This is a genomic window from Rathayibacter sp. PhB1 (assembly GCF_004362935.1).
GTDB lineage: Bacteria > Actinomycetota > Actinomycetes > Actinomycetales > Microbacteriaceae > Rathayibacter > Rathayibacter festucae.
Window position 1 is genome coordinate 185,970 of sequence record NZ_SNYD01000002.1, and the last position, 24,380, is coordinate 210,349.

A 24,380-nucleotide genomic window follows, 5' to 3' on the forward strand; every position below is an offset into this window, starting at 1 on the left:
CCTACTGCTCGTCGACGTGCGCTCGCCGAGCGCAGAGGTTCGATCTGAACCCCTGACGACGGCGTCGCGGAGAGTGGTGGACGCGCCGTCGCGGAGAGTGGTGGACGCGCCGTCCCGCGCCAGTTCCGCCGCCGGCAGCGTCCTGAGGACGAGGGCCGGCGCCGATGCGGCAACCTGCTGACGTCCCCCGCTGCGATCGCCGCGAGCTCCGCCGCGTCCGGGTGACGGGACGGAGCGGCCGCGATGACCTACCGAGCCCTCGACTCCGTCCGGGCCTGCGCCGCGCTGCTCGTTCTCGTCGCCCACGTGCGACAGGCCTTCCTGGTTCCGGCTGCTGAGACGCGACTCGGCCCCGCCGATAGCGCGCTCTACGCGCTGACGTCCCTCGGTCACGGCGCCGTCATCGTCTTCTTCGTCCTGAGCGGCTTCTTCGTCGGCGGCTCCGTTCTCAGCGCTTTGTCCCGCGACGCCTTCAGCTGGACGAGGTATCTCACCTCCCGGCTGACCCGGCTGTGGCTCGTCCTGATCCCGGCCCTCGTGCTCACGGCCGTCCTCGACGCCGTCGGCGTCGCCTTCCTCTTGGACCGGCCGCAGTACGCGCCGGGCGGTTCCGCCCAGGTCGACGGCGGCATCCTCGGGGCTCTGGGCAACGTCGTCTTCCTCCAGCCGCACCTGGTTCGGCCCTTCGGCACCGACCAGCCGCTCTGGTCGATCGGCTACGAGGCCGGGTACTACCTCCTGTTTCCGCTGCTCCTCGTCGGGCTCACGCGCGGCTCCGGGCGGCGGAGAGTGCTGTGCGCCGCGGCCGCCGTCGTGGTCGTCTTCGTTCTCGGGCCGGCGGGCACGGGCCTCTTCCTGGCGTGGCTCGCCGGTGCGGCGGTCGCCTGGAGGGGAGCGGCGGCCACGCGGTTCCTCGCCCGGCTCGGGCGGAAGGGCACCGCCGCCTCGATCGTCGCGGTACTCCTGCTCGTGATCTCGGCGATGTCGGTCGACCGGCTCGCGAAAGCCGGCCCGGACGACCTCGGCTGGACGACGTGGGCGACGACGATCGCGGCGGCGGCCCTCGTCGTCGTGCTGTGCCACTCCGAGGGGACTCCAGGGAAGAGTCTCGACCGTCTGCTGCGCGGCGGCACCTGGGTCTCGGGGTTCTCGGTCTCGCTCTACGCGACGCACGTGCCCGTGCTGATGCTGCTCCACGCGCTGCTGTTCCCGCCGCCGTCGGCCTGGTGGCAGCCGTCGGTGGCGAGCTGGGCGGGGGTCCTCGCCCTCGCGCTCCTCGCCTGCGCCGTGGGCTGGGCCTTCGGCGCGCTCACGGAGCGGAGGACCGAGGCCGTGCGTGCCGGGGTGCTCGGCGTCGTCGAGCGTCTCCGGCGACCGCGGCGCGCGGCCACTGGCGGCGGCTGATGAACCCAGGACCCTGACCTGGTCGAGGCGGCCGTTTGAGAAAGCGGGCGGGAACGAAGAAGGCCCGGTTCACGCTGCCTTCCGCGCGATCCCGGGCCTTCGAGAGTGGTGCCCCCAGTAGGATTCGAACCTACGCCCCTGCCTCCGGAGGGCAGTGCTCTATCCCCTGAGCTATGGGGGCCAGGAGTGCCTGTCAACATTAGCACCCGGGGTGGGCGCCGCCGGACGCCCTGGCGGGCCGTGCGGTCGTGCCACGATGGGGGCATGCTGCGCACCGTCTCCGCCTCGCTGGGCCTGCGACTGAACGGGCCGACCGACCTGATCTTCCTCCTGGCGGCGACGCCGACCGGAGACGGGTTCGAGGACTCGTTCACCGTCACTCTGGACGGCGAGCCCGTCCAGGTGCGGGAGTTCCCGGCGCGGCACGGCGCGCGGGTGCACCGTGTCGCGGCGAACGCCGGAGCGATGCAGGTGGAGTACCGCGGCCGCGTCTCCGGGCGCGGCGTGCCGGACGAGCCGAGCGAGCTCGAGCTGGTCGAGTACCTGCGGCCGAGCCGTTACGCCGAGACGGACGCGCTCGGCGGCATCGCCCGGCGCGAGTTCGGCCGGGCGCGGGGCTTCGAGGCGCTCGCCGCGGTCGAGGAGTGGGTGCACGCGCACCTCTCCTACGTCTACGGCTCGACGGTCGCGACCGGGGGAGCCGCGCAGGTGATCGAGAGCGGGCAGGGCGTCTGCCGCGACTTCGCGCACACCGTCGTGGGGCTGCTGCGCGCGCTCGACATCCCGGCGCGGGTGACCGCCGTCTACGCTCCCGGCCTCGAGCCGCGCGACTTCCACGCGGTGTCGGAGGCCTGGGTCGACGGGGCCTGGCACGTGGTCGACGCGACCCGGCTCGCTCCGCGGCCGTCGATGCTCCGGATCTCCTCCGGCCGCGACACCGCCGACACCGCCTTCCTCAGCAGCTACCTCACCGACCTGCGGCTCGAGACGATGAACGTCGAGGCGACCTGCGACGAGGTCGTCGAGGACGACCACGTCTCGCCGGTGCGCCTGGGCTGAGCCCGCACGTTCCGACCGGGTGGTCAGCCGGCGAGGGCGGCGAGCGCCGCGCGCACGAGCGGCTCTGGGTCGCCCGGCTCGACGAACGACGCGCTGGACGCCTCGAGCCAGTGGTCGCCGATGAAGGCGTCCGCGATGCCCCGGCTGTCGGCGACCTCGTAGTAGCCCTCGATCTCCGGGGGCCGACCGTAGGTGGGGACGGCCTCGCTCGTGGTGAAGAACTCGTTCTTGAGGGCCTCGATGACGGCCGGGTCGAGCCGGGCGACCGCCAGCTGGAAGTCGGCGCCCTCGGAGTCGGCCCAGCCGCAGACCAGGCCGTCGTAGCCGGCGATCTCGGCGGAGACCGCGGTCGGCTCCACCGCGTCGCTGGGGGAGAAGCCCGCCCAGAGCCCGGTCAGGGCGGAGGCGGGCACGAGCTGCTCGCAGGTGACGGGAATCGGAGTGCCGGTGACCGCGTCGCTCGCGCTCGGCGCCGGATCCGCGGCCGGCGCGCAGCCGGCGAGGGCCGCGACGGCGACGATCAGGGCGAGGGCGGCGGGTCGGCGCATGCGCTGCACACTAGCAATCGCGGCGGGCGGGGCGCCGGGGCGTGGGCGGGCGGGGTCCGGCAGGTGGGCTCTCGGTGACGGCGGATCTCGATACGCCGGCTGCGCCGGCTACTCGATCAGCATGAAAGCGGTGGATCTCGATACGCCGGCTGCGCCGGCTACTCGATCAGCATGAAAGCGGTGGATCTCGATACGCCGGCTGCGCCGGCTACTCGATCAGCATGACGACGGCGGCCCGATTGGCAGGAAGAAGGCGCGTGGGGACCGGCCGGTAGAATCGTGCCCCGTGACTCCCGAACAGCTCGCCGCCTCCCTGCACGCCCTCGTCCTCGACGCCGTGCAGCGACGAGGGAGCGACGCCGAGGTCGCGCTCGGCGACGTCGTGCTCGAGCGACCGAAGAACCGCGACCACGGCGACTGGGCCTCGAACATCGCGATGAAGATCGCGAAGAAGGCCGGGGCGAACCCGCGCGAGCTGGCGACCGAGCTCGCCGAGGGCCTCGGCGCGGTCGACGGCGTGGCCTCGGTCGAGGTCGCCGGACCCGGGTTCCTCAACGTCCGGCTCGACGCCGCCGCCGCGGGCGCGCTCGCCGGCGCGATCGTCGACGCGGGCGAGTCCTACGGCACCGGCTCCGCCTACTCCGGTCTGAAGATGAACCTCGAGTTCGTCTCCGCGAACCCCACTGGCCCGATCCACATCGGCGGCACCCGCTGGGCGGCGGTCGGCGACAGCCTGGCCCGAGTGCTGATCGCGCAGGGCGCCGAGGTGACCCGCGAGTACTACTTCAACGACCACGGCGCGCAGATCGACCGCTTCACCCGGAGCGTCCTGGCCGCCTACCGCGGCGAGCCGACTCCGGAGGACGGCTACGGCGGCGCCTACATCGCCGACATCGCCGATCGCGTCGTCGCCGCCTACCCGGGCGACCTCTCGGTCCTGCCCGAGGCGGAGCTGAACGAGACCTTCCGCTCGATCGGCGTGGACCTGATGTTCGGCGAGATCAAGCAGAGCCTGCACGAGTTCGGAGTCGACTTCGACGTCTACTTCCACGAGAACTCGCTGCACGAGTCGCGCGCCGTCGAGCGGGCGATCGAGCGCCTCCGCGAGCTCGGCCACATCTTCGAGGCCGACGGTGCGACCTGGCTGCGCACCACCGACTTCGGCGACGACCGCGACCGCGTCATCATCAAGAGCGACGGGGAGGCGGCCTACATCGCCGGCGACCTCGCCTACTACCTCGACAAGCGCGAGCGCGGCTTCGACCGGGCGATCATCATGCTCGGCGCCGACCACCACGGCTACATCGGCCGGATGATGGCGATGTGCGCGGCTTTCGGCGACACCCCGGGCGTGAACCTCGAGATCCTGATCGGGCAGCTCGTCAACCTGCTCCGCGACGGGCAGGCGGTCCGGATGTCCAAGCGCGCGGGCACCGTCGTGACGATGGAGGACCTGGTCGAGGCCGTGGGCGTCGACGCCGCGCGCTACTCGCTGGTGCGATCGTCGGCCGACTCCTCGCTCGACATCGACCTCGACCTGCTCACCAAGCGCAGCAACGACAACCCCGTCTACTACGTGCAGTACGCGCACGCCCGCACGCGGCAGGTGGCGGCCAAGGCGGAGGCGTCGGGCGTGCCGCGCGAGCCGTTCGCCCCCGAGACGCTGGTGCACCCGAGCGAGTCGGCGCTGCTGGGCGGACTGCAGGAGTTCCCGCGCATCGTCGCTCTCGCGGCCGAGCTGCGCGAGCCGCACCGCGTGGCCCGCTACCTCGAGGAGATCGCCGGCCTCTACCACCGCTGGTACGACAACTGCCGCGTGGTCCCGCAGGGCGACGACCCGATCGAGGCCGTGCACTCGACCCGCCTGCGCCTGAACGACGCGACCGCGCAGGTCCTGCGCAACGGGCTCTCGCTGCTCGGCGTGACCGCTCCGGACCGGATGTGACCGCCGCCGACGCCGGTGCGCCGCGCCGCGGACGCCGGATCGCGATCGTCGCCGTGATCGTGATCGTGCTGCTGGCGGTGGCCGCCGTCGTCGGCGACGTGCTCGCTCGCCGCGCCGTCGCCGACACCGCGTCGTCGAGCATCCGGGAGGCGCTCTCGCTCCCCGCGGACCACCCCGTCGAGGTCGAGGTCGCCGGCTGGGCGGTGCTGCCGCAGCTGATCGCCGGCTCGCTCGACCGGCTCGACATCCGCAGCGAGGACGTCGCGTTCGGCGACCTGAACGGCGATGTCGACGCGACCCTCGAGGGCGTCCCCGCGAGCGGCGACGGTCCGCTCGAGGCGGGACGCGCGACCGTGGCCCTCGACCCCGACTCGGTGAGCACGCTCGTCGCCGCGCGGAGCCAGGTGCCGATCGACGGTGTGACGCTCGACCCGCCGCTGGTGCGGGTGAACACCTCGGTCGACGTGCTCGGGCTCACCCTCGCCGCGGGCGTCGGCATCGAGCTCGGCGCGGCCGACGGCGCGATCGAGCTGACGCCGTCCGAGGTGACGGCGGGCGGCACCACGATCAGCGCCGCCGACGTCGAGGACCGCTTCGGCGCCGTGGCCGAGGGGCTGCTCGCCGCGCGCTCCGTCTGCATCGCCGACGCCGTGCCGCAGGGGCTCGCGCTCACCGACGTCGCCGTGACGGCCGACTCGCTGGACGCCTCCTTCGACCTCTCTCCGACGTTCCTCAGCGACCCGGCGCAGCAGGAGACCGGCGTCTGCTCCTGACCCGCGACGGACGCGCAGCGCCCGACCGGTAGGATCGGAGCCCTGTGCCCGCGTGTCCCGCGGGCCGAACGCCGGCAGTGCGCGCACCGAGAGCACTGCCACCGACAGCACTCTCAAGGATCTTGCTGGCTTCAGGGGTCAATCCGGACTCGCTCGCCACGCAGTGACGCTCCCACTCTCTCCTGTGAGGTCTCACCCGTGGCACACGCCGACGCACCCGTCCGCGCCCCCCGTCATCCCCTCGCTCCGGACTGGCTGCACCGCCCCGAGGACGCGAACGCGCTCGCCGACGGCGTCTGGTCCGGCGGCACGCTCCGCTCGGCGGACGGCGGCATCGAGATCGCCGGCGTCGCGGCCACCGAGCTGGCCGCCCGCTTCGGCACCCCGCTCTACGTCGTGGACGAGGACGACGCCCGCCGCCGCGCTGTCGTGACGCGCGAGGCCTTCGAGCGCGAGCTCGGCCGGATCGGCACCGGCGTCACCGTCTACTACGCCGGCAAGGCGTTCCTCTCCACCGAGGTCGCGCGCTGGATGCGGGCCGAGGGCCTGAACATCGACACCTGCAGCGGGGGAGAGCTCGCCGTCGCGCTCGCCGCCGGCGTCGAGCCCGAGCACATGGGCCTGCACGGCAACAACAAGTCGCTCGCCGAGATCGACCGGGCGGTCGAGGCCGGCGTCGGCGCGATCGTCCTGGACAGCGTGCTCGAGATCGAGCGGGTCGCCGCGGCGGCCGAGCGCCACGGCCGCGTCCAGCCGGTGCGGCTGCGGGTGAACAGCGGCGTGCACGCGCACACCCACAGCTTCCTGGCCACCGCGCACGAGGACCAGAAGTTCGGCATCACCCTCGAGGACTGCCCGGACGCCGTCGCGCGGATCCGCTCGCACGGGAGCCTGCGCTTCCTCGGCCTGCACTGCCACATCGGCTCGCAGATCTTCGGCTCGGCCGGCTTCGCCGAGTCGGCCTCGCGACTGCTCGCGGTGCACGCGGGGCTCCTCGCGGACGGCCCGGTCCCGCAGCTCAACCTCGGCGGCGGCTTCGGCATCGCCTACACCAGCGCCGACGACCCGACCCCGATCGACGACATCGCCGCGGCGATCGCGGACGCGGTCGGCGAGCAGTGCGCGAGCCGCGGGATCCCGGTGCCGCACATCGCCATCGAGCCGGGCCGCTCGCTGATCGGGCCCGCCGGGCTGACCCTCTACGAGGTCGGCACCATCAAGGACGTCGCGGTCGGCACGGACGGCGTGCGCCGCTACGTCAGCGTCGACGGCGGGATGAGCGACAACGCGCGGCCCGCCCTCTACGGCGCGGACTACACGGCGCGGATCGCCAACCGCGTCTCCGACGCCGAGCCCGCCCTCGTGCGCGTGGCCGGGAAGCACTGCGAGTCGGGCGACATCGTCGTCCACGACGACTTCCTCCCCGCCGACGTGCAGCCGGGCGACCTGCTCGCCGTCGCCGCGACCGGCGCCTACTGCTGGTCGCTCTCGAGCAACTACAACCACCTCGGCCGCCCCCCGGTCGTCGCCGTCCGGGACGGAGTCGCGCGCGTCATCGTGCACGGCGAGACCGAGGACGACCTCCTCCGCCGCGATGCCGGCATCGAACGAAAGGCCATCCTCCGATGATCGAGTACCGCAGCCTCCGCGTCGCCCTGCTGGGCGCCGGGTCCGTCGGTGCCCAGGTGGCGCGCCTCCTGCTCGACCACGGCGACGAGCTCGCCCAGCGCGTGGGGGCGCCGCTGGAGCTCGCCGGCGTGGCCGTCCGGGACCTCGACGCACCGCGCACCGCGGACATCCCGAGGGAGTACCTCACCACCGACGCCGAGGCGCTGATCCTCGGCGCCGACATCGTCGTCGAGCTGATCGGCGGCCTCGAGCCGGCGCGCAGCTACATCCTCAAGGCGATCTCCTCCGGTGCCGACGTGATCACCGCCAACAAGGCGCTGCTCGCCGCGCACGGCAACGAGCTGTTCGAGGCCGCCGACCAGGTGGGCGCGCAGCTCAACTACGAGGCCGCGGTGGCCGGGGCGATCCCGATCATCCGCCCGCTTCGCGACAGCCTCGCCGGCGACCGGGTGCACCGGATCCTCGGCATCGTGAACGGCACCACCAACTTCATCCTCGACCGGATGGACACCGAGCACGCCACCCTCGAGGAGGCGCTCGCGCTCGCCACCGAGCTCGGCTACGCCGAGGCCGACCCGACCGCCGACATCGAGGGCTACGACGCCGCGCAGAAGGCGGCGATCCTCGCCCGGCTCGCCTTCCACACCGACGTCCCGGTCTCCCTGGTGCACCGCGAGGGCATCACCGGCGTCACCCAGCAGCAGGTCGAGCAGGCCCGCGCCTCCGGCTACGTCATCAAGCTGCTCGCGATCTGCGAGCGCCTCGTCGACGCGAAGACGGGGGAGGAGGGCGTCTCGGCGCGGGTCTACCCCGCGCTCGTGCACCGCACGCACCCGCTCGCCGCCGTGCACGGCGCGAACAACGCCGTCTTCGTCGAGGCGGAGGCCGCCGGCAGCCTGATGTTCTACGGCGCGGGAGCGGGCGGCGTCGAGACCGCCTCGGCCGTGCTCGGCGACGTCGTCTCGGCCGCCCGTCGCCACGTCGTCGGCGGCCCCGGCCTCGTCACCAGCGCCAGCTCCGGACTGCCGGTGCTGCCGATCGGGCACGTCACCACCCGCTACCAGGTGACGCTCGAGGTGCTCGACCGCCCCGGCGTGCTCGCCCAGATCGCCGGCGTCTTCGCCGAGCACGGGGTCTCCGTCGAGACGCTCGTGCAGACGCCGCCCGTGCTCGACCCCCTCGCCGACACCGGTGCGGAGCGGCGCGAGCCGACCGCTACCCTGGTCATCGGCACGCACGCCGCGGCAGAGTCCGATCTGGCGGCCACCGTCACCGCTCTCCAATCCCACGGGTTCGTCGGCGCCGTGACGTCCGTTCTACGAGTTGAAGGAGCCTGAGATGGCCAAGCAGTGGCGCGGAGTCCTGCACGAGTACGCGGACCGCCTCGATGTCACCGAGGCGACCCCCGTCATCACGCTCGGCGAGGGCGGCACCCCGCTCATCCCGGCGGCGGCTCTCTCGGCCCGCACGGGCGCGAAGGTCTGGGTCAAGTACGAGGGCATGAACCCCACCGGCTCCTTCAAGGACCGCGGCATGACCATGGCGATCTCGAAGGCCGTCGAGCACGGCGCGAAGGCCGTGATCTGCGCCTCGACCGGCAACACCTCCGCCTCGGCCGCGGCCTACGCGACGCACGCCGGCATCACCGCCGCGGTGCTCGTGCCCGAGGGCAAGATCGCGCTCGGCAAGCTCAGCCAGGCGATCGCGCACAACGCGCAGCTGCTGCAGGTCCAGGGCAACTTCGACGACTGCCTCGACATCGCCCGCGACCTCGCGAAGAACTACCCGGTGCACCTGGTCAACTCGGTGAACCCGGACCGCATCGCCGGTCAGAAGACCGCCGCCTTCGAGGTCGTCGAGGTCCTCGGCGACGCGCCGGACTTCCACATCGTCCCGGTCGGCAACGCCGGCAACTACACCGCCTACTTCCGCGGCTACTCCGAGGAGCTCGAGCGCGGCGAGTCGACGAAGCTGCCGCGGATGTTCGGCTTCCAGGCCGAGGGCTCCGCGCCGATCGTGCACGGCGCCCCCGTCCGCCACCCCGAGACCATCGCCAGCGCGATCCGGATCGGCAACCCCGCGTCGTGGGAGCTCGCGCTCAACGCCCGCAGCGTCAGTGACGGCTACTTCGGCGCGATCAGCGACGAGAAGATCCTCGAGGCGTACCGCATCCTCGCGGGCGAGGTCGGCGTCTTCGTCGAGCCCGCCTCCGCGATCAGCGTCGCCGGCCTGCTCGAGCGCGCCGAGGCGGGAGCGATCCCCAAGGACGCCACCGTCGTGCTGACCGTCACCGGCCACGGCCTGAAGGACCCGCAGTGGGCCCTCCGCACCGCGGACGGCGAGGACATCACGCCGACCGTCGTGCCCGTGGACACCGCGGCGATCGCCGACGTGCTGGGGCTGGCCGGCGCATGACCTCGGCGGTTCCCGTCGGCCGCTCCGTGCACGTCAAGGTCCCCGCGACCTCGGCGAACCTCGGCCCCGGGTTCGACACGCTCGGCCTCGCGCTCTCGGCGTACGACGAGCTCGAGGTCACGGCCGTCACGGCGACGGGCGCCCGGGTCGCGGTGCACGGCGTGGGCGAGGGCGAGGTGCCGACCGACGAGACGAACCTCGTCGTCCAGGCCATCGCCTACACCTTCGCGGACCAGCGGCAGGAGATGCCCGGCATCGAGGTGACGGCGCGCAACATCATCCCGCACGGCCGCGGCATGGGCTCCTCGGGGGCGGCGATCGTCTCCGGGATCATGGCGGCCAAGGGTCTGCTCGACGGCATCGTCGAGCTCGACTCCGACGACCTGCTCCGGATCGCGACCGAGATGGAGGGGCACCCCGACAACGTCGCGCCGGCGCTCTTCGGCGGTCTCACCATCGCCTGGGTGGAGCCCGGTGCCGAGGGCGGGCCGGAGGCGCCGCTGCGGCCGCGCTCCAAGAAGCTGATGGTGCACCGCGGCGTCTCGCCGGTCGTCTTCGTGCCCGAGCACACCATGTCGACGCGGCTGGCGCGCTCGCTGCAGCCGATCAGCGTCCCGCACGAGGACGCGGTCTTCAACGTGTCGCGCTCGTCGCTGCTGATCGCGGCCCTCATCCAGAGCCCCGAGCTGCTGTTCGCGGCGACCGAGGACAAGCTCCACCAGAACTACCGGGCGGCCGCGATGCCGCAGACCTCCGAGCTGATCGCGCTGCTGCGCTCGCACGGCTACGCGGCCGTCGTCTCCGGCGCCGGACCGAGCGTCCTCGTGCTCTGCAGCGACCCCGCGCAGCGCCTCGCCGCCGCGGATCTGGTGGCGAAGGAGGCGCACACGCCGTGGCGGGCGCACATGCTGGCCGTCGACTTCAAGGGTGCTACAGTGGGGATCGCATCCCGAGGAGCCGCGTAACGAGCGGAATCTGTCCGACGGATCGTCCCGATAATCACGGCCATCACATCGTGTGAAGGGCGCCCCTGCTTCTCGTGCAGATCAGCGCCTGGTCGCTCGTGCCCTCTCTGCGCTTCCCGAGGCAGGTCGAGCCGGCGACCGAGAGCATCGCGTGGATCAGAACTCGCGATGGACCCGCACGGCTGATGTGCTCTCCCGGTGAGCGATCGCTCCCGGGGGGAAGGAACCCCTCTCCAGTGACAGATGTCAACACCCGCGGTACCGCCGCGGACACCAACGCCGATCTCATCGGCCTCCGCGTCGCGGAGCTCCAGGCCCTCGCGACGAGCCTCGGCATCGGCGGAGCCTCCAAGCTGCGCAAGGGCGAGCTCGTCTCGGCCATCTCGGACCTCCGCGCCGGTGCGGACTCCGAGGGCGCCGAGCCCGCAGCTCCCGCCGAGGAGCAGGCGCCCGCCGAGCCCTCGGTCGCCGAGCAGTCCTTCGCCGAGCCGGCCGAGGCCGAGCCCGTCGTGGACGGCACGAGCGTCGAGGCAGAGCCCGCCGACGTCGCCGAGCAGAGCGCCCCGGCGCTCGAGACGCCCGTCGAGTCGACCGCGCCCGCCGAGAGCACGGAGGCGGACACCGCCGACGTCCTCGAGCAGGCCGCCACCACGGTCGAGGAGCCGGCGCCCGCCGCCGCCGAGGCCGCCCCGGTCGAGCTCGAGCTCCCCGTCGCCGCCGAGCCGGTGGCCGAGCCCGCCGCCGAGCGCGCGCCCCGTCGCCGCGGCTCGCGTCGCGCCTCCAGTGGCACCGTCGCCGCCGGCGAGCACCTGAACGTGCCGGCCGGCAGCGGCGTCGAGTCGCTCATCCCCGAGCTCCCGCCCGTCCTCGAGCAGGCCCCCGACGCCGAGCAGGCGCCGCGTCCGGTCATCGAGATCGAGCTGCCCAACGGGCCGGAGTCGGACGACTCCTCCCGCGAGGGAGGCCAGCGCGAGCGTCGCGGACGCCGTCGCAGCCGCGGCGGCAGCGCCGAGCAGAGCGAGCAGCCCGAGACCACCGACGCCGTCGAGTCCTCCGCGCAGGACGCCGGCGACGAGCCGGACTCCGGCGACCGCCAGGACGACCAGCAGAACTCCGGCGAGCAGCAGAACGACGGCCAGCAGAACGGCGGCGACCAGCAGGGCACCGGCCGCGGCCGCAACCGCCGCAACCGCAACCGCCGCGGCGAGGACCGCCAGGCGAACGACGGCCAGCAGAACGGCCAGGGCGGCAGCGCCCAGAGCAACGGCGGCCAGAGCAACGGCCAGAACGGCGGCGGCCAGAACGGCGCCGCGCAGAACGGCAACGGCCAGGCGCCGTCGAACCAGGGCGGCAACCAGGGCAACCAGGGTGGCCAGCCGCAGGGCGGCAACGGGCAGAACGCCCAGGGCTCCTCGCAGAACGGCCAGCAGGCCGACGGCGAGGACGGCCGCCGCAGCCGCTACCGCGACCGCAAGCGCCGCGGGGGAGCGGTCGGCGACGACTTCGAGCCCGAGATCAGCGAGGACGACGTCCTCATCCCGGTCGCCGGCATCCTCGACGTCCTCGACAACTACGCCTTCGTGCGCACCACGGGCTATCTGCCCGGTGTCAGCGACGTCTACGTCTCACTCGGGCAGGTCAAGAAGTACAACCTGCGCAAGGGCGACGCCGTCGTCGGCGCCATCCGTCAGCCCCGCGAGGGCGAGGGCGGCGGCCGCCAGAAGTACAACGCCATCGTCCGCGTCGACTCGATCAACGGCCAGACCGTCGACGAGGCCGCCGCGCGCGTCGAGTTCCACGACCTCACGCCGCTCTACCCGACCGAGCGCCTGCGCCTCGAGACGGAGCCGGGCAAGCTGACCCAGCGGATCATCGACCTGGTCGCCCCGATCGGCAAGGGCCAGCGCGGCCTCATCGTCGCGCCGCCCAAGGCCGGCAAGACGATCGTCCTGCAGCAGATCGCCAACGCGATCGTGCAGAACAACCCCGAGGTCCACCTCATGGTCGTGCTCGTCGACGAGCGTCCCGAGGAGGTGACCGACATGCAGCGCACCGTGCGCGGCGAGGTCGTCGCCTCCACGTTCGACCGCCCGGCGGAGGACCACACCACGGTCGCCGAGCTCGCCATCGAGCGCGCCAAGCGCCTCGTCGAGCTGGGCCACGACGTCGTCGTGCTGCTCGACTCGATCACCCGCCTCGGCCGCGCCTACAACGTGACCGCCGCTCCCTCGGGCCGCGTGCTCTCGGGTGGCGTCGACGCGTCGGCGCTGTACCCGCCGAAGAAGTTCTTCGGAGCGGCGCGCAACATCGAGAACGGCGGCTCGCTCACCATCCTCGCGACGGCGCTCATCGAGACCGGCTCGAAGATGGACGAGGTGATCTTCGAGGAGTTCAAGGGCACCGGCAACATGGAGCTCCGTCTCTCGCGCCACCTCGCCGACAAGCGGATCTTCCCCGCCGTCGACGTGAACGCGTCGGGCACCCGCCGTGAGGAGATGCTCCTCAGCTCGGACGAGGTCAAGATCACCTGGAAGCTGCGCCGCGCCCTCGCCGGGCTCGACCAGCAGCAGGCGCTCGAGATCATCCTGTCCCGCCTGAAGGAGACGTCCTCGAACGTCGAGTTCCTGATGCAGGTCTCGAAGTCCGCCGTCGGCCCGACCACCGCGAACCACGGCAACGGCCACCACTAGCTGCCCCGACGTCCGCGGTCGCCCCTCAGGGGGGCGGCCGCGGGCGTTTTCGCGTCCGTCGGCACCTTCCTCTGCCGAGCGGGCCGCGCAGCGGGCCGCATGCGCATGAGCAGTCCGCGCAGCGGGCCGCCCTGTGGGTCGGTCAGTCCGCGCACCGGGCCGTCCATGCTGGTCGAGTAGCCCGCACAGCGGGCGTATCGAGACCCACCCCGCTGAGCACGTCGGTCTCGATACGGCGCCTGCGGCACCTACTCGACCAGCATGTGCTGCCCACCCCTCCACCACCACCCGGAAACCAGGAACCCCATGTTCGAATCCGTCAGCGTCCTCCTCGCCGAGCACGAGGACCTCCAGACGCAGCTGTCCGACCCCGCCCTGCACGCGGACGCCGCGCGCGCGAAGAAGGTCAACCGCCGCTACGCCGAGCTGAACCAGATCAAGTCGGCGCACGCCGCCTGGATCCAGGCCGGCGAGGACCTCGAGGCCGCGCGCGAGCTCGCCCGCGAGGACGACGCCTTCGCCGAGGAGGTGCCGGAGCTCGAGGAGTCCCTGCGCGTCGCGCAGGAGAAGCTGCGCCGCCTGCTCATCCCGCGCGACCCGGACGACGGCCGCGACGTCATCATGGAGATCAAGGGCGGCGAGGGCGGCGCCGAGAGCGCGCTGTTCGCGGCGGACCTGCTCCGGATGTACCTGCACTACGCCGAGGCGAAGGGCTGGAAGACCGAGATCCTCGACCGCGACGAGTCCGACCTCGGCGGCTACAAGAACGTCCAGGTCGCCATCAAGAGCAACGCGACCGACCCGTCGCAGGGCGTCTGGGCGCACCTGAAGTACGAGGGCGGTGTGCACCGCGTGCAGCGCGTCCCCGTGACGGAGTCGCAGGGCCGCATCCACACCTCGACGACCGGCGTGCTCGTCTTCCCCGAGGTCGACGCCCCGGAGGAGGTCGCGATCAACCAGAACGACCTCAAGATCGACGTCTACCGCTCCTCCGGCCCCGGCGGCCAGTCGGTCAACACCACCGACTCCGCGGTGCGGATCACCCACCTCCCGACCGGCATCGTCGTCTCGATGCAGAACGAGAAGAGCCAGCTGCAGAACCGCGAGGCCGGCATGCGCGTCCTGCGCGCCCGCATCCTCGCCCGCCAGCAGGAGGAGATCGCCGCCGCCGCCTCGGACGCGCGCAAGACGCAGATCCGCACGATGGACCGCTCCGAGCGGATCCGCACCTACAACTTCCCCGAGAACCGCATCGCGGACCACCGCACCGGCTACAAGGCCTACAACCTCGACGGCGTGATGAACGGAGCGCTCGACCCCGTGGTCGAGAGCGCGATCCAGTTCGACGAGGAGGCCCGCCTGGCCGACATCGGCTCCGACGAGTCGTGAGCACAGTGACGATGGACCTCGACGCGCGTGCGCTCCTCGCGGACGCCGTCGCCCGGCTGACCGCGGCGCGCGTGCCCACCCCGGACGTCGACGCCGAGCTGCTGCTCGGACACCTGCTCGGCCTCGGCCGCGGGTCGCTCCAGGCGCGCCTGATCACCGGACTCTCGCTCGACGAGACGACCCGCGACGCCTACGACCACGCGATCGAGCGCCGGGCCTCGCGCGAGCCGCTCCAGCACATCACCGGGGTCGCGCCGTTCCGCTCGCTCGAGCTCGCCGTCGGCCCCGGCGTCTTCGTGCCGCGGCCCGAGACGGAGGGAGTGGCGCAGCTCGCCATCGACGCCCTCCGCGCCGTGGCCGACGAGTCGCCGATCGCCGTCGACCTCGGCACCGGCAGCGGCGCGCTGGCGCTCGCACTCGCGCACGAGGTCCCGCACGCCCAGGTGATCGGCGTCGAGAACTCCGTCGACGCCTTCCTCTGGGCGCGGGGCAACCGCGACCGCCTGGGCCTGGAGAACGCCCGCATCGTCTTCGTCGACCTCGCGGACGCGCTGCCCGAGCTCGACGGCACGGTCTCCGTCGTCGTCTCCAACCCGCCGTACATCCCGTCGGCCGCCATCCCGCGCGACATCGAGGTGCAGCGCTACGACCCGCCGGCCGCGCTCTACGGCGGCGAGGACGGGCTCGACGTCGTGCGCTCGCTCTCGCGGACGGCGCTCCGGCTGCTCCGGGCCGGGGGAGTGCTCGTCATCGAGCACGGCGAGCTGCAGGGGGCGGAGATCCGCGCGCTGCTGACCGCGGACGGCTGGCGCGGGGCGACGACGCAGCGGGATCTGACCGGGCGCGACCGGTCGACGGTGGCGGTGCGCTGAGGACCCGAGCCTAGGCGGGTCACAGTGCTGTGACGACGAACTCGCTGAACGTCGTCTGCCCCGCACTGACTGAGCTGAAATTGAGCCTCAGCCGGTAATGCGTCGCCCAAGCTGGTGCGACTCGGCTCCACGGCATCGGGCCGTTCCTTCGAACGTACGGAAGCGAGGAGCGGATGGTGCTCATCGCCACGTTCGTCGGTCCACGAGCCTCACTCCTCGATACGACAGGCATGTTTCGGGAATCGATGGAGGACACCGCGATCCAGGACTCGATGATCGCCATCGTCCCTGTGGATGTAGAGCTGTCGATGGTGAAGAGACTCCCGTAAGTGAGCCCGTGTGTTACTGGGACATCGATTGCAAGCATGACGGACTTCGTTCCAATACGTGTCACCACTAACTTTTCATCGGCTATGGTCAGCGTCATGAGAGGGCCATTGGTTCGACTCGTTGCATCGCTTGCATTGACGAACTGATCGATGACAGCAGGGAGAGTAAAATCTCCGTTCACCAGCAGATTGGCGCTTCGGTAAGGCATGATCGCACCGTTGCTAGCTCCGGTCGAATTGCCATCGTATTGAATCAGATCGGTGAAGTGCGCCTTCTCGGTTCCCCCGCAGAGGTACCCGGTCGACGTTGCAGAATTGTACATCGTTAGTTGGCTCACGAAGATCCCACCGCCCCATCCCACGTGCCGAGTCTCGAAGATGTAAGGCGCGATTGGCGTCACGGTGTAGAGAAGGATTCCTCCGTTGATTGTGATCTTCGCGCTCTGATTGGCGCCGGTCACGAATTGCGGGTTGAGGGAAGCGGCGCCGGTCTCGTGAAGTTCGATGTGCGGCTGCGACAAGAAGATCCCGCCGTACTCCGCGAGAGCCGCTTGCAAACACAGATCGATAGACACGGCAGTGAGGTGCAGATTGCCGTTCGGGTTGGCGTTGTAAATCGCGAGATCGCATGTGCCGATCCCGCCGCCCATGAACTTGATGTTCTCACCGTAGTTACTCTTGCCGGCAGGCATTGACACGCCTGTCTTGCACCTCGAGACGTGGAAGTTGTAGAACGACAGGAGGTATGCATTGTTCTCGAAGGAGAGACCCGTCTCGAAGGCGGCGACTTCCAAGCCGTAGAAGCCCACTCCGCGTATGCTGCCGCCAGTGGTGTCGAAGAGGAGACCAACAGAATCGGATGAGGATGCGCCGGGCCCAATCAGCCGTAGACCTCGGACCGAGGATCTATTGTAGGCGTAGCCCGATGTGCTCGAACTCCTGAATTGGAAAGCGGGTTTACCGCTCAGAGCCGTTGCATCGACATTTCCTGTCGTAAAATCCAACGAGATGTAGGAGGTGTCGACAACGAGCGTGTCCGTGATGACAAAACTGCGAGAAACTGTGAGCGTCACTTCCTGGCGGGCGGTGACGAAGTAGTCGACAGCCATTCGGAACCGGTTCTCGTCGCTGATGCTCGGGTCACCAAATTCGAGGATGTTGTGAACCCCGTGAACGGTGAGAGGGTTCACGACAGAATCCGCTGCCTGGGCCTGCGGAGCCACCGCGGTCGATGCTGCGATTCCTCCCAGCGCACTTAGGCCTGAAAGCGCGATGAAGCCTCTGCGGCTATTCGGCTCGAATTCACGAGAAGTTGTCATGGGGACATGGTAAAAGTATTGCTCGCTTTTATTGCAAGTCACTCGTGCCCCAAAGAGGGGGCACGAATGCTAAGGGAACGTCATCTGTGCGACTGGTGTGCTCATGATGAGTACATCGTCTGCTCCCCGACGCGGGCGGGACATGAGCGAAGTCGACCGGCCGCCATGTCGTCCACCGGCGAGCCCGCTGCCGCGGCGAAGTGGAAAGCTCGCGTGGAGTGCGGGTACGAAGGAGGCGGCGACGGCGCTACGCTGTGTCGATTGACCAGTCGGGGGAGGCTCGTGGCTCAGCGTTCAGTTCAAGCTCGGAAGTCGGATTCACGACAGTCTCGATTGACGGGGCTGGCGAAGATGAAAATCGCTGACTCGGCGTTGCTCGGATCGGTAGTGCTTCTTCCGTTTCAGCAGGCGGCCACGCTGAGCGTAGGATTTCCGTTGAAGTTGTCGGAGATCTTCGCCGTACTCGGAATCGGCTTGCTTGCATTAGAAGGACGGTCGAGGCAGCGTCGCAACCCCGCCGCCCCCCTGATGGTCGTCATCGGCGTCATCGTGCTGTTGTCGCTGTTGCGGGCTGAGGTGTCATCCTCGAACGACAGCGCTGAGGGCTACCCGCTTGGGCTGGCAGTCGACGCGGTCGTTTACTCGGCGTACGCCGTCCTTGCTCTTGTCCTAGCGTATTCCCTCTCCACGTTGGTAGACGTGAAGAGAGTGGTGCGTGCTTATCTCATCGGTGTGCGATTGGCCGCGATCTATGCGGCAGTCCAGGCGGTGCTGTGGTTCGCGGGTTCAACATTGCTTTCCACACTCAATGGCGCGACCCAGACCGGAACTCTTTACGGTTTGGCCCTTCCGCGTAATGGACCGTTTCTCGAGGGGAACTACTTCGGATTCTTCGCGGCGGCGGGTGTCTTCATTGCAATGTACGCGAAAGATAGAACGGGGTTGGTTCTCTCTATCGCTCTTGTTCTGTACTCGCAGTCGTCGGGTGCGACGCTCGGAGTCGTGGTGGGGCTGCTTGTGCTTGTAGCGCTTCGCCCTCAGATCAAGACGACCTCGATCATCTCCTTCTTCGCTGTCGTCGTCGTCGTCGCGGCCACCGCTATTCCTGCGGTCGGTCTCTACGCGCAACGACAATTGATCAAGGTCGGGCTCTCGCAGAACACGCTGAACGAGTCACTCGGGTACTCGATTCGTTCCCGCTCCGCGAACGCCGACACGGGCTTTGCGATGGGAATAGGAAATCCAATGCTCGGAGTGGGACCTGGGCGGTACGGAGCGAACTATTTCGATTATCTCGACCGTACTGGTCTGCCGGCCGGGTTCGGTCAGCGCGCGATTCGTCCGATTGCGAACAATGTGTATGCGCACATCGCTTCCGAACTGGGCCTGATCGCTCTGGCTCTCTTCGGTCTCATGCTGGCTCTGCTTCTCGTTCGGGCTTTCCGTAGAAGTGGCCCGATCTTCGGACTCGTCACGTTCGTCGTGGTTGCGATGGTCGCAGCACCGGCCTGGACGGGGCTGCCCATTTGGATCGTCCTGGCCATCGTTATGGCCGTCGTGAGTGACGAGCGGAGCGCCGCGGCGGTCTCGCCGAGTGGTGTTCGGGTCAGGAATGTGCCGGGACAAGCCCTTTCATCCGGACGCCTGCGCGCAATCCCGCCGGCCTAGCCGCCAGCTCTCTTCTCGCGCTGAGTCGGAAGACTGCGCACTAATGATGCTTGTTCGGGCGCACGTGTCGTGGCTCGCAACCAGAAGTCCTGCCGGCGGCAGAGGGGGTCTGCGGAGCGCCGGCGCAAGACAGACGCCAGGAAGCGGCTAGCCGATGAGGGCCGCGTGACTCGGCTTTTGCGCCCGTCAGGCTGCGGGAGATGTGTTTTCGTGTGGCCTGTGAAGGAGGACTCCCTCTGCAAGGAGGTGTTCGAGAAATCTCTTGCAATCTGACCTGATCAAGTGCTCGGACACGTCGTAGATTGCGGCGACGGCCGCGACCAGCTCTTCGAAGCTCGGGGCCGCCAGTGCTTCTCGCCATATCGAGAGAGCGGAGTCGGTGAACTCAGAGATTGCTTCTTCCTTCGCCACATCCAGGACCAGTACTCTGTCCTCGGCATCGACATAAGCGATTGTCGCGCCTAATTCCAAGTAGGGCGCGGGTGGTACTTGTTCGGCATCGATCGCATCTGACACGTCTTCTCGATTCTGGGGTGGGCCCCCGTCTGTGGGACATCGATGTCCAGGATCCATCAGTGCAGAAGCCGCCTGACGCCCGATTTCAGGGACTGTGTCATGCTTCCGGCTCCACGCCACCCGGACTGGGGCGGAACACTCCGCTGAGCGAATTGTCTGCCGCTGCCTGTTCCTGTAGGCCGTTGTGCGAGGTGACGCTACGCACTCCCGGTGCCTCCGGCAAGCGACTGGCCGTGGGTTATTCTTGTCCCTTGGAAGCCCCGTGAGGCGTCGACCCCAGACGGGGTGCGGCGAAGTGAAAGCTGATCGTGGGATCGCGGAGTCGCGCTCGTTCGTCGGTCGCCTGTCCCGCCTCTGAACTGTGGCGGCGAAATCAGATGTTGGAGCTCACGTGACCGTTAGTCGTATGCGCCGTGGCGCGAGCCCGGCGATGGGCGGCGAGACGGTCGTGCACGTGGCGGAGAGCTTCGCGGGAGGGGTGTCCGCCGCCGTGCGGGACTATGTGGGCAGCACTCCGCAGTACCGCCACGAGCTGGTTTACGCTCCTCGGGATGACGCGCCTCTGAACATCGACGATCTCGAGGGGTTCGAGCGTGTCACTGAACTGCCGGGCGGCACGCTGGCGCGCGTGAAGACCGTGCGATCGGTCGTGCGTCGCCACGAGTCGGTGGTGGTTCACGCGCATTCGAGCTTCGCTGGTGTCTACGCGCGTCTCGCGGTGCGCAAAGGCCGGCCGGCCGCCATCGTCTACACGCCCCATTGCTACGGCTTCGAGCGCCGCGACGTATCTGCTGGCGCCCGCTCGATCTACCGAGTCATCGAGGGTGTCCTCGCGCTCAACACGTCGGGCTACGCCGCATGCTCGCCGCGTGAGGCCAAGCTCTCCCACTGGCCTCTCGCCCGGGCGGTGAGCTGTTTCGTGCCGAACGTGGCGCCGCTGAACATGCCGAGTCCGATCGAGTCCGTTTCGACTGACGGGGCGCTGCGCGTGGTCGGTGCCGGCCGACTCGCGCCTCAGAAGGACCCGGATTTCTTCATCGAGTGCGTCAGCGCACTGCGCGCGTCGGGTCTCGAGATCGACGCTGTATGGATCGGCGGCGGCAATCCCGTCATCGAGGATCGTCTCCGAAGCGGTGGCGTCACACCCACCGGTTGGCTCGCGCGGACCGCTGCGCTGGAAGAGCTCCGAGCGGCAGACCTCTACATCCACTCGGCCGCCTGGGAGGGGTTCCCCATCGCCGTACTCGAGGCAGCGGCGCTCGGAGTCCCCACCATTGCTCGACGCATCCCTGCCTTCGAGGGCGTGGACATGCCCGAGCTGTTCGACTCGCCCCAGGAGCTCGGTCGCCTGCGGCCGGTTCTCGAGTCTGAGCGGGGACGCCGGCGGCTCCTCGAGGATCTGCAGCTGGCAGTGGCCTCCTTCAGCCGACCTGAGCAGGCCCGTGTCTTGACCGAACTCTACGAACGAAGCTTCCAGCGCATGCGGGTCGCTTCCTGATGGGGAAGGCCCTCCACCGCCGATGACGAAGGTTCTTGTTTCGGGTCGTGTCCTCGACGCCCAGACCGGTGGAAACACCAGGTACGCGCGCACTGTCTACGCAGGGCTCGGCTCCTTCGGGGTGGAGCACAAGGTCGCCCGGGTGTCCGGACTGCGCGGTGCAGCCCGCTCGGCCGCTTACGGTGCACTCGAAGGGTTCGTCTGGCCGATGACTCCGGGGCGGGACGTCGATGTGATCCACTTCCCCGCGGATACTGGAGCGCAGATCCCGTCCTCGAGACCGATCGTGTCGACAGTGCACGGACTCGCCACCCTCCACATCGACGGTGTCCGCAAGCCCAGTGCAGACCGGCTCTGGCTGCAGCGCGTGACCCGACTGGTCGAACTGAGCAAGACGGTGATCACCGTGTCGGAGTCGTCTGCTCGGGACATCGCCACCCTCGTACCAGCGGCAGCATCGAAGATCGTGCCGATCCTGCACGGAATCGACCACTCGGTCTTCAACACGGTCGGGGCCGAGCACGACTCGGCGGTCCTCGCGGCGGAAGGGATCGATGGCGAGTACTTCCTCTACCTCGGCAATCTGGACCCGCGCAAGAACGTGATCGAACTGAGTCGTGCCGCGTCGGCCGTCTTCGATCAGACCGGAATACCGCTTCTCATCGCCGGTGCACCGGCCTGGGAGAGTGACGAGATCGTCCAGGCGGTGAAGGGCACGAGGGGTGTGCGCTATCTGGGGCGAGTGAGTGACGAACTCATGGTCCCGCTCATGCGGAGTGCTCTCGCGTTCTGCTTCCCCTCGCGCTACGAGGGATTCGGTCTGCCCGTCGTCGAAGCGATGGCGTGCGGAACTCCCGTCATCTGCAGCGACCGTGGCTCCCTAGGGGAGGTCGCCGGTGGTGCTGCGATGATCGTGACCGACCTGAGCGCGGCGTCGATCGAGGCCCGGATGCTGGAGATCGCTCGGGACTCCTCGTTGAGGACGGAGCTTCGCGACCTCGGCCTCGCCAACGCTCAGCGCTTCCACTGGAGTGAGTCGATCGCGAAGCATGTCGACGTCTTCGAGGGGGCTGCGCGGTGAGGATCGTCCTCGTTCATGCCTACAGTCGAACCAACTCGGGTGACGGTCTTCTCGTCGATGAGGCCGTCGAGCTGGCTCGGCAGGCTTTTCCTTCCGCAGACTTCTCGCTCGTAGCACTCGATCCCGATTCGTTCTCCGAGGATGGACTCTCGAGGGTCATCCATCCGCTGACCGGCAACACTCAGAGCGTCGGCACCGTTCAGTCGCTGAGCGCCGGGTTTCGCCACCTGGTTCTGCAGTCCCGACCGAGCGCCGTTCAGCAGCTGATCGACTCCGCTGACCTCGTCGTCGCTGTGGGCGGCGGGTATCTCCGGGCGAAGCACCCGGTCGAGGCGGTGAAGACACTGCTGGCGCACCGACTGCAGCTGCCCAACCGTGCCGACAAGACTCGCTACATCTATCTCTCGCAGAGCATCGGCCCGTTCACTTCGGGCACGCGCGCACTCTTCCTGAGTCGGCTCCGCCATGCGGCGAAGGTCGTCGTGCGTGACGACCGTTCGATGCAGCTTCTTCGGGGCCGTTCGAACGTGCTTCGTGCTCCCGACATGGCGCTTCTCGGTCTGCCGGACGAATGGAGCAACGATGCGATCGTTGACCCGCGTGGCGGTGGTCCGGTCGGATTGGTCGCCCGCGCGCTCAGTGGCTCCTCGGCTCGCCGCAGGCGATACCGAGACGCGATCAGCGAACTGCACGATTCCGGCATGGAGTACCTGGTCCAGGCGAACGCCCGTGGCAACAACGACACCGATTTCTACAGATCACTGGGATTCACCGGCAGCGCGCGACTCTTGCGTGACAGCGTCCGCGCCGGTGCCTCTGAACGACCGAGCGTCGTTGTCTCCGTGCGGCTGCACGGGTCCCTGCAGACGATTCGATCCGGTGTTCCGAGTGTCCACCTGAGCTACGAACGGAAGGGGTGGGGCGCCTACGACGATCTGGGAATCGCCCGATACGTCCATAATGCGTTCGACTTCGATGCTCGGCTCGTGAAAGACCAGGTCGAGGAGTTGCGGGAGGATCCGAGCGGCTACTGGGGAGCGGTCTCCTCCTCCATCGGCTCACTCCGCGACCGTCGCGCCGACCTCGTCGCGCTGCTCCGTTCCACCGCCGAAAGCGGGGACTCTCAGTGAGAATCGCCTTCGCGAGCCACACCGCGGAGGTCGGTGTCTTCAAAGTGGGCAGCCACCACCTGGCTCGGGAGTTCGCCAAGGCAGGTCATGAGGTTCTGCATGTCTCCTCTCCGGCCAGTTTTCTTCACCTCGCCCGCGTGCGTGATCGGACGGTTCGAGAGCGCTTGAGATTGGCTCTCACCTCACCTCGGCTCGATGAGTACGGCGTGACGCACGTCGAGCCGTTCGTCGTCGTGCCGCCGGGCAGGCTGTCACCCGCACTTCGCGCTTTCGAGCTTCGGCATCCACTTCGCCCCTGGTCCAGGACCCTTCGCGAGTGGGGGCGGAAGCCGGTCGATGTCCTCTTCATCGACCAGCCGCTTCTGGGTACAGCGATGATCGACGTCCTCACACCCCGGAAGGTCGTCTACCGGCCGACCGATGCCCACTACGACACCGTTCTCCGCCAAGCCGAGCTCTCCGTGCTCGAGGCGGCTGACGCCGTCGTGGCGACGTCCCGACCAGTGCTCGACGATGTGTTGTCGGAGTCGTCCCGCTCCCTTCCCGAACTCGTGATCGAGAACGGGGTCGAGTACGACCGGTTCCATGAGTCCGATAGGGGAAACCGATCGCGTTCCGGAGTCGTCTACCTAGGTGCACTCGATCGCCGGTTCGACTGGGCGACACTCGCCGGACTGGCTGCTTCGCACCCGGAGACACCGTTCGAGATCGCCGGCCCCGTGGCTGTCCAGCCATCGATGCAGCTGCCGCCGAACGTCCGGCTTCGAGGCGGAGTCCCCTATTCGGCCGCCCCCGATCTTCTGAGATCCTGCAGCGTCGGACTGCTCCCTTTCTCGGACGACCCCGGCAATCAGGGGCGAAGCCCGATGAAGTACTACGAGTACCTCGCCGCCGGGCTCTTCGTGGTGGCCAGCACTTCGCCCGCTCTCGCTACTCGCTCCGCGCCCGGAGTGTGGCTCTACTCGAACCTGCCCGAGGCGAAAGCCGCTCTCGGCGGCGCGCTCGCGGTAGCCGGCCGATCGAACGAGGACGGCGCTGCTTACGCCGCTCAGTACAGCTGGGCGAGTCGGGCAGCTGCTCTCGCTCACTTCGTCAGGGGGCTCGAGTGATCGCGGCGCTCGACGGATGCACGACCACCACCGATCCGGGA

Annotated in this window: 19 protein-coding genes and 1 tRNA gene; 16 read left to right on the forward strand and 4 right to left on the reverse strand. The window is 69.2% G+C overall.

All coding sequences use genetic code 11. From position 1 onward, the window contains the following. The first annotated feature begins 243 nt into the window (after positions 1–243). Complete coding sequence (locus EDF17_RS05055; protein ID WP_123445466.1) at positions 244–1,404, forward strand: acyltransferase family protein; 1,161 nt, start codon at positions 244–246, stop codon at positions 1,402–1,404. Positions 1,405–1,510: 106 nt separating this feature from the next. On the opposite strand, the gene EDF17_RS05060 is transcribed toward EDF17_RS05055, so the two are convergent. After that, positions 1,511–1,585, reverse strand: a tRNA-Arg gene (locus EDF17_RS05060). A gap of 83 nt (positions 1,586–1,668) precedes the next feature. On the opposite strand from EDF17_RS05060, the gene EDF17_RS05065 reads away from it, so the two are divergent. Then, on the forward strand, positions 1,669–2,463 hold the full coding sequence (locus tag EDF17_RS05065) for a transglutaminase family protein (protein WP_123445467.1): 795 nt from the start codon (positions 1,669–1,671) through the stop codon (positions 2,461–2,463). Positions 2,464–2,486: 23 nt separating this feature from the next. Here EDF17_RS05065 and EDF17_RS05070 read toward each other — a convergent pair whose 3' ends face one another. Then, positions 2,487–3,011 (reverse strand): hypothetical protein, encoded by a 525-nt coding sequence (locus tag EDF17_RS05070; protein ID WP_133671903.1) that lies wholly within the window; start codon positions 3,009–3,011, stop codon positions 2,487–2,489. A 286-nt stretch (positions 3,012–3,297) separates the two neighbouring features. Here EDF17_RS05070 and argS point away from each other — a divergent pair, with 286 nt between their 5' ends. From argS to prmC, 9 genes are all read left to right on the forward strand, one after another. Beyond that, the gene (argS, locus tag EDF17_RS05075) at positions 3,298–4,956 is read left to right on the forward strand and encodes an arginine--tRNA ligase (protein ID WP_123445469.1); all 1,659 of its coding nucleotides are present in this window, start codon (positions 3,298–3,300) and stop codon (positions 4,954–4,956) included. Next, on the forward strand, positions 4,953–5,729 hold the full coding sequence (locus tag EDF17_RS05080) for a DUF2993 domain-containing protein (RefSeq protein WP_123445470.1): 777 nt from the start codon (positions 4,953–4,955) through the stop codon (positions 5,727–5,729). The genes argS and EDF17_RS05080 overlap by 4 nt, the downstream gene beginning before the upstream one ends. Before the next feature lie 198 nt (positions 5,730–5,927). Then, a complete protein-coding gene (gene lysA / locus EDF17_RS05085) occupies positions 5,928–7,358 on the forward strand; it encodes a diaminopimelate decarboxylase (RefSeq protein WP_123445471.1) in 1,431 nt (476 codons plus the stop codon). Then, positions 7,355–8,695, forward strand: coding sequence for a homoserine dehydrogenase (locus tag EDF17_RS05090; protein WP_123445472.1), 1,341 nt, complete (start codon positions 7,355–7,357; stop codon positions 8,693–8,695). The genes lysA and EDF17_RS05090 overlap by 4 nt, the downstream gene beginning before the upstream one ends. A gap of 1 nt (position 8,696) precedes the next feature. Next, on the forward strand, positions 8,697–9,773 hold the full coding sequence (thrC, locus tag EDF17_RS05095) for a threonine synthase (protein WP_123445473.1): 1,077 nt from the start codon (positions 8,697–8,699) through the stop codon (positions 9,771–9,773). Next, entirely contained in the window at positions 9,770–10,738 is a 969-nt protein-coding gene (thrB, locus tag EDF17_RS05100) for a homoserine kinase (protein WP_123445474.1), read from the forward strand. Before thrC ends, thrB begins: the two co-directional genes overlap by 4 nt. Before the next feature lie 236 nt (positions 10,739–10,974). Beyond that, positions 10,975–13,428, forward strand: a complete 2,454-nt coding sequence (gene rho, locus EDF17_RS05105; protein WP_243732792.1) for a transcription termination factor Rho — start codon at positions 10,975–10,977, stop codon at positions 13,426–13,428. A gap of 306 nt (positions 13,429–13,734) precedes the next feature. Next, complete coding sequence (prfA, locus tag EDF17_RS05110; protein WP_123445476.1) at positions 13,735–14,817, forward strand: peptide chain release factor 1; 1,083 nt, start codon at positions 13,735–13,737, stop codon at positions 14,815–14,817. A gap of 11 nt (positions 14,818–14,828) precedes the next feature. After that, entirely contained in the window at positions 14,829–15,689 is an 861-nt protein-coding gene (prmC, locus tag EDF17_RS05115) for a peptide chain release factor N(5)-glutamine methyltransferase (protein ID WP_123445477.1), read from the forward strand. 19 nt (positions 15,690–15,708) lie between these two features. On the opposite strand, the gene EDF17_RS05120 is transcribed toward prmC, so the two are convergent. Next, positions 15,709–17,337 carry a hypothetical protein gene (locus tag EDF17_RS05120; protein WP_133671905.1) on the reverse strand — a complete coding sequence of 543 codons (1,629 nt, stop codon included), beginning with the start codon at positions 17,335–17,337 and terminating at the stop codon, positions 15,709–15,711. A 351-nt stretch (positions 17,338–17,688) separates the two neighbouring features. On the opposite strand from EDF17_RS05120, the gene EDF17_RS05125 reads away from it, so the two are divergent. Continuing rightward, a complete protein-coding gene (locus EDF17_RS05125; protein WP_166649599.1) occupies positions 17,689–19,005 on the forward strand; it encodes an O-antigen ligase family protein in 1,317 nt (438 codons plus the stop codon). Between the two features lie 186 nt (positions 19,006–19,191). On the opposite strand, the gene EDF17_RS05130 is transcribed toward EDF17_RS05125, so the two are convergent. Then, complete coding sequence (locus EDF17_RS05130; RefSeq protein WP_166649600.1) at positions 19,192–19,521, reverse strand: PqqD family protein; 330 nt, start codon at positions 19,519–19,521, stop codon at positions 19,192–19,194. Positions 19,522–19,912: 391 nt separating this feature from the next. Between EDF17_RS05130 and EDF17_RS05135 the strand changes: the two genes are divergently transcribed. The 4 genes from EDF17_RS05135 (at position 19,913) to EDF17_RS05150 (ending at position 24,339) form a co-directional block, all read left to right on the forward strand. After that, the gene (locus EDF17_RS05135) at positions 19,913–21,019 is read left to right on the forward strand and encodes a glycosyltransferase (protein ID WP_133671907.1); all 1,107 of its coding nucleotides are present in this window, start codon (positions 19,913–19,915) and stop codon (positions 21,017–21,019) included. A gap of 121 nt (positions 21,020–21,140) precedes the next feature. Further along, entirely contained in the window at positions 21,141–22,100 is a 960-nt protein-coding gene (locus tag EDF17_RS05140) for a glycosyltransferase family 1 protein (RefSeq protein ID WP_166649601.1), read from the forward strand. Beyond that, positions 22,097–23,230: a polysaccharide pyruvyl transferase family protein gene (locus EDF17_RS05145; RefSeq protein ID WP_123445483.1), complete on the forward strand. Its 1,134-nt coding sequence runs from the start codon at positions 22,097–22,099 to the stop codon at positions 23,228–23,230. The genes EDF17_RS05140 and EDF17_RS05145 overlap by 4 nt, the downstream gene beginning before the upstream one ends. Then, entirely contained in the window at positions 23,227–24,339 is a 1,113-nt protein-coding gene (locus EDF17_RS05150; protein WP_123445484.1) for a glycosyltransferase, read from the forward strand. The genes EDF17_RS05145 and EDF17_RS05150 overlap by 4 nt, the downstream gene beginning before the upstream one ends. Positions 24,340–24,380 lie beyond the last annotated feature (41 nt).